Annotated in this window: 4 protein-coding genes; all 4 read right to left on the bottom strand. The window is 43.3% G+C overall.

Features of this window, described 5'->3' with window-relative positions:
- Window positions 1-141: 141 nt before the first annotated feature.
- Window positions 142-657, bottom strand: a complete 516-nt coding sequence (gene luxS, locus Q0338_RS09290) for an S-ribosylhomocysteine lyase (RefSeq protein ID WP_298086506.1) — start codon at window positions 655-657, stop codon at window positions 142-144.
- Between the two features lie 238 nt (window positions 658-895).
- On the bottom strand, window positions 896-1,387 hold the full coding sequence (gene fldA / locus Q0338_RS09285) for a flavodoxin FldA (protein WP_009492535.1): 492 nt from the start codon (window positions 1,385-1,387) through the stop codon (window positions 896-898).
- Between the two features lie 11 nt (window positions 1,388-1,398).
- A complete protein-coding gene (locus Q0338_RS09280) occupies window positions 1,399-2,115 on the bottom strand; it encodes a hypothetical protein (RefSeq protein ID WP_298086505.1) in 717 nt (238 codons plus the stop codon).
- Between the two features lie 3 nt (window positions 2,116-2,118).
- Complete coding sequence (locus Q0338_RS09275) at window positions 2,119-2,439, bottom strand: DUF2325 domain-containing protein (protein ID WP_002949171.1); 321 nt, start codon at window positions 2,437-2,439, stop codon at window positions 2,119-2,121.
- Between the last annotated feature and the right edge of the window lie 277 nt (window positions 2,440-2,716).

The following is a 2,716-nucleotide window of genomic DNA, read 5'->3' as shown; positions in this document are numbered from 1 at the left end:
TACATCGCTATATTTTATTACGAAGCGGATTTTGTATATTAAAAATGGTAAAATTTGAAGCAAAAGTGCGGCAAACTGGGCTAAATTTGAGATCTGCCGCGATAGCAAAGCCGCGCAAAAGGCGGCTAAATTTAAAAGCGATCAGTGCTTTTTAAGACCCATCGAAGCGACGTCTAGCGCGATCTCTTCGTTATTTATCGTAATTAGTCCGCGCTCTAAAATTTTGCTTGCGATCGCATGCGCTTCGTCAAGCGAGTGCATTTTATACGTGCCGCACTGATACTTGTTTAGCTCGGGGATGTCTTCTTGGTTTTTGACGCCTAGGATATCCTTCATCGACGCCGTCCACGCGGCCTTGACCGCCTCCTCGCTCGGCACGCCGATCACGCTCATATAAAAGCCCGTCCTGCAGCCCATCGGCGAGATATCGATGATTTCAACGCCCTTGCCGTTTAAATGATCTCGCATAAAGCCCGCAAATAGGTGCTCTAGCGTGTGGATGCCTTTTTCGGGCAAGATTTCCTCGTTTGGCTTGCAAAAACGCAAATCAAACACGCTTATATCGTCGCCTTTTGGCGTTTTCATCGTCTTTGCCAGACGCACGCCGGGCGCGTTCATCCTCACGTGATCGACGCAAAAACTATCTAGTAGAGGCATATTTTCTCCTTATTTTTAACATAAATTCGGCGTGATTTTAGCTAAATTTACTAAATTTTAGCTCAAATTTGAGCTTATTAAAAACGAATAGATATAAAGCTGTCTTGATAAAATTTGCGCAGTCGCCGCACGCTAAAATCGCTTTAATGCTGTAGCGAGGCAAAGTCAAATTTAATATAAAAAAGCGTTAAATTTGAAAGAAAAATCGGGCAAAAAGCCCGACTAGAAGTATTAAATTTTAAGCAAAATGAGGTTTAATCTGCTCTATCCAAGCGCTGATTCTAGGCTCGGTTTTTTCGCTTTCGTTGTCCGCATCAAGAGGCAGACCGACGAATTTACCGTCTCTTACGGCTTCTGACTCGTCAAATTTATATCCGTCCACGGACACTGCGCCCACGACGTTTGCGCCAGCTTTTACGACCTCATCGTAAAGCTTGCCCATCGCGCCGCAAAAGCTATCCGCATAGCTCTCGGCATCGCCCGTGCCAAATATCGCTACCGTCTTGCCGCTAAGCTTTAATCCGCCGAAATCAAACGCGTCCCAGTCGTCTTGCAAGTCGCCCGTACCCCAGGTAGAAACGCCCAAAATCAGCTTGTCAAAGCCGTTTAGCTTAGCCGCGTCGCAGTTTGCTACGTTTAAAAGCTCGTTTTCTAGCCCCAAATTCTCGGCTAAAAAGCTCGCCGCCTCCTCAGTATTTCCCATACTGCTTCCAAAAATGATACCTATCATTTAAATTTCCTTTAAAAAATATGATGACTTATCGTGTAGGGCACCAGTCGCAACGATCCGCCGCATCCGCACTCCCGTTTAACCTCGATGTAGCGCGAGAAATTCGCATTTCTCGGAGCTACGATAAACATCCTGTCAAACTCTCCGCCGCTAAGCGCCTCAAAGCCCCTAGCGATCTCGCAGTTAGCCAGATGAAACCGCTCTTTGGTTATCTCTTTAAAGCACGGCATAACGCCAAAAAGCTTGCGCCCGCCCTGCTCCGCAAAGATAATCCCGTCTTGAAAATAAACGTTTTTATCAAAATGTTTGGCGCGTATTTTATCATAAACAAACTGAGAAAACATTATGTCCGCGTCAAAACATATTCCGTTTTGGGATTTTAGCATAAGGATTAGCTTGGCGGCCGGGTGTTTGGGAGAGACGGCTAGCGGCGGGACGGCGTCAAATTTGCCTGATTTATAGGCGCAGATAACGGCGTTTGAAGCGATGCAAAAGCTTGAAATTTTACTTCGGCTAGGATTTTTAAACTCGCACAAGTCATCGATACGTTTTAGAAAAATTCCCTCCAAATTTAAGCCCGAATACGCATAAATAAGAGGAATTTTTAGCTCGCGACCTGCGCAACAGTTGTATAAATTTATAAAAATTCGGGCTTTATTTACCGCATCAAGCCCTGAAAAAATACTTGGAGTTATTTCTCCAATACCTGATAAAAAGCCGAATTTCATCTATTAGTCTTTTACCTTGCAGCATCCAAATTCCTTATCTAGCCCAAAGACTTTGCAATACTCGCTAAACACGCAGCTGACGCTTCTTTTGGCGCAAACGATTGGGATATTGCGCTTTTTGGCTTGGTTTTTTATCGTTTTCATCGTGTTGTGGTTTAAAAAACTGGTTAACATCACGACGCACTCGGTATCTTGCGGGATCGGTTTGCGATTTACGCGGTTTTCGTTGCGCGCGTCCCAGTGCTCGATCGCTTCTGCGCCGAGGTCTTTTAGGACTGCTTTTATAGGCGTTATCTCGTCGGCTCCGATAACTAAAACTGACATTTTGGGCTCCTGTTTATTTGATTGTGATTATTATAAAATAGATTAGCTAAAAAATAGCTTAGTTATGATAGTTGTTATCAGTTAAGTGCAAATTTGTAACGCTTATTAAAATTTGCGAGAAAATTTTAAATTTGACTGTTAAAATTATCTTTTGGGATCAAGAAACGGCGATCGAATTTGACAAATAGACGGCAAGAGCAAAAATACTCAACGTTTTTGCTCTTAAATTTGGCAGAAAATAAATCAAATTTAGGTTCAAATTTACCCGACCAAATTT

Source organism: uncultured Campylobacter sp., assembly GCF_938018145.1.
Lineage (GTDB): Bacteria > Campylobacterota > Campylobacteria > Campylobacterales > Campylobacteraceae > Campylobacter_A.
This window is presented reverse-complemented; position numbering and strand designations above follow the sequence as displayed.

What these genes read in the sequence shown, in the direction of transcription:
- Q0338_RS09275 (WP_002949171.1), bottom strand. Translation starts at nt 2,439, where the DNA reads ATGTCAGTTTTAGTTATCGGAGCCGACGAGATAACGCCTATAAAAGCA.
- Q0338_RS09280 (WP_298086505.1), bottom strand. Translation starts at nt 2,115, where the DNA reads ATGAAATTCGGCTTTTTATCAGGTATTGGAGAAATAACTCCAAGTATT.
- luxS (WP_298086506.1), bottom strand. Translation starts at nt 657, where the DNA reads ATGCCTCTACTAGATAGTTTTTGCGTCGATCACGTGAGGATGAACGCG.
- fldA (WP_009492535.1), bottom strand. Translation starts at nt 1,387, where the DNA reads ATGATAGGTATCATTTTTGGAAGCAGTATGGGAAATACTGAGGAGGCG.